Source organism: Chlorogloeopsis fritschii PCC 6912 (assembly GCF_000317285.1).
In the GTDB taxonomy this organism is placed as follows: Bacteria; Cyanobacteriota; Cyanobacteriia; order Cyanobacteriales; family Nostocaceae; genus Chlorogloeopsis; species Chlorogloeopsis fritschii.
The window spans coordinates 1-2,089 of sequence record NZ_AJLN01000038.1; the positions used below are offsets into that span (position 1 = coordinate 1).

At 42.9% G+C, this 2,089-nt stretch carries 1 protein-coding gene; it reads right to left on the bottom strand.

The window, feature by feature from the left end; all coding sequences use genetic code 11:
* A partial coding sequence (locus UYC_RS35270) for a two-partner secretion domain-containing protein (RefSeq protein ID WP_016873186.1) occupies positions 1-1,977 on the bottom strand: 1,977 nt, incomplete at its 3' end.
* Positions 1,978-2,089 lie beyond the last annotated feature (112 nt).

The following is a 2,089-nucleotide window of genomic DNA, read 5'->3' on the forward strand; positions in this document are numbered from 1 at the left end:
ACTGCCAGCATTAGCAGTGATATCGTTGTTTTCGTTGGGTGGGGCAATTAAAAAGCCTCGGTAATTCGGGTTGTCGTTGATAAAAATATTGCCACCATCACCATCGAGCGCGGTTGCAGAGATAATACTTTCATCTCCCATCAGCAGGTAATCTTGCACATTTAAATAGATATCACCACCACTTCCTGAACTGGCTTCCGCTGTTATAGTTCCTTTATTCTCCAAGCGGATAGAATCTGCATTAATGTTGAGATTTCCTGCAAAGCCTTTTCCTCGACTTCTCACAGATATTCCTGCTCCGTCTTGAATTTTGAAAGTAGGAGTGTTAATTGTTATGTCTCCCGCCGCCCCTGTTGAACCTGGTTGTGCTGAAGTAAATAAGCCACTGGGAAACTGACCTGTAATAGAGCTACCAGTTAATAGCACTTTTTTGGAGGCATTTACTGTTAAATTTCCCCCGTTACCTGCGCCAAAAGTGCCAGCACCAATCTGTGCTCCATCGCGTACTATTAAGGTAGCTGTGTTAATTGTTAAGTCACCAGCCGTTCCTGTTGAGCCTGGAAGTGCTGAAGTTGACAGCTTAGTGGGAGACTGGCCTCTGGGTGAAGTACCTATTACTTGTATTTCATCTGTGGCATTTACTGTTAAATTCCCTCCTTGACCAGAACCGTAAGTATCAGTTGATACTACTGCTCCATCCCGAACTAGTAACTTACTTGTATTAATTGTTAGATTTCCTGCTGCGCCTGTAGCTCCTTGTTCAGATGAAGTAGACAAACCACTAACAAACAAACCACTGGTTGTGCCAATCACTTGTACTTCCTCTGAAGCGTTTACTGTCAAGTTTCCTGCCGCACCACTATCAAATGCTCGACTTGAGACAAATGCACCTTCCCGTATAGTTAACCGTTGGACATCAATATTGATATCTCCACCAGGTGCAGAGGTAAAGGTATTGGCTCTGACAATAGAGCTTCTTCCTATGTCTAACACAGAAGCACGGATAGCAATGTTACCTTTGTCTGGAATGACTGGGATACCACTGTTATCTTCAATGCTAATATCCACAAAGCTCCTAGAAATTTGGATATTCCTAAAATTTTTCACACCCTGATAATTTACTGTCCAGCCTTGGTTTGTTGGGCTTAAATTAACTAGGCTATTTCCAGCAACACTACCCAGTTCAATTCGCCCTCCTGGGGCATTGAGAAAAGCGCCTTCTAAGGTTATGTCACCACCAACCAACGCTAAAGTTTTACCAGGAGGTACGATTAGACCAAGTCCTCGCAAACTACTGAAAAAGCCACTAACCCCTTGCATGGTAATACTTTCTGGGTTAGCTCTCATTTGCAAACCCACGGGTATACTAACAGTCAACAGTGGTGTGCTTTCAGCAACTTTAGTGCTAAACAAGGAACCATCGGCAAATTGGATGCTATCCGCTGTACTGCCAATAAATGATCCACCAACATCTAAACGGGCATTAGGGCCAAAGATAATTCCGTTCGGATTAATGAAGAAAAGATTAGCATTACCTAAGACACCCAGCCTTCCTTGGATATTCGAGCGATTTGTACCTGTGACGCGAGTGAGAATATTTTCAATTCCAGCCGGATTAGAAAAATAAACTCCTCTATTTGCACCAACATTGAATTCCGCAAAACTGTGAAAAAGGTTTGAGCCGCGAGTAGTACCATCATCGATGCGATCGCTTGTTATACCTCTAATCAAAACATCACGAGTAATGCTCGTTCTGCCTGTAGCATCGAGACTATTATCTTCGGTAATTTGTGCTGTGGCAGAACATATTGGTGCAAGGCTACCCACGATAACAAAAGGCAAAGTAATAAAAATCAGCGATCGCTCTTTTGCAGGTTCTATACAGTACTTTACCGAAATTGGTTGGTGATATGTAGGCGATCGTCCCTGCCGCAAATTATATAATTCCCAAATGCATTCTAATTTTTCTAGTAACACATTCAACTCCTCGCTTTTACAATTTCGGGAAGTTAACAAATATCAAAAAGGCGCAGGGCAAGCCGCAGTAGTTTTGGAAGAAGTGCGTTGGGGAAGATTGGTAGCAGTGGGA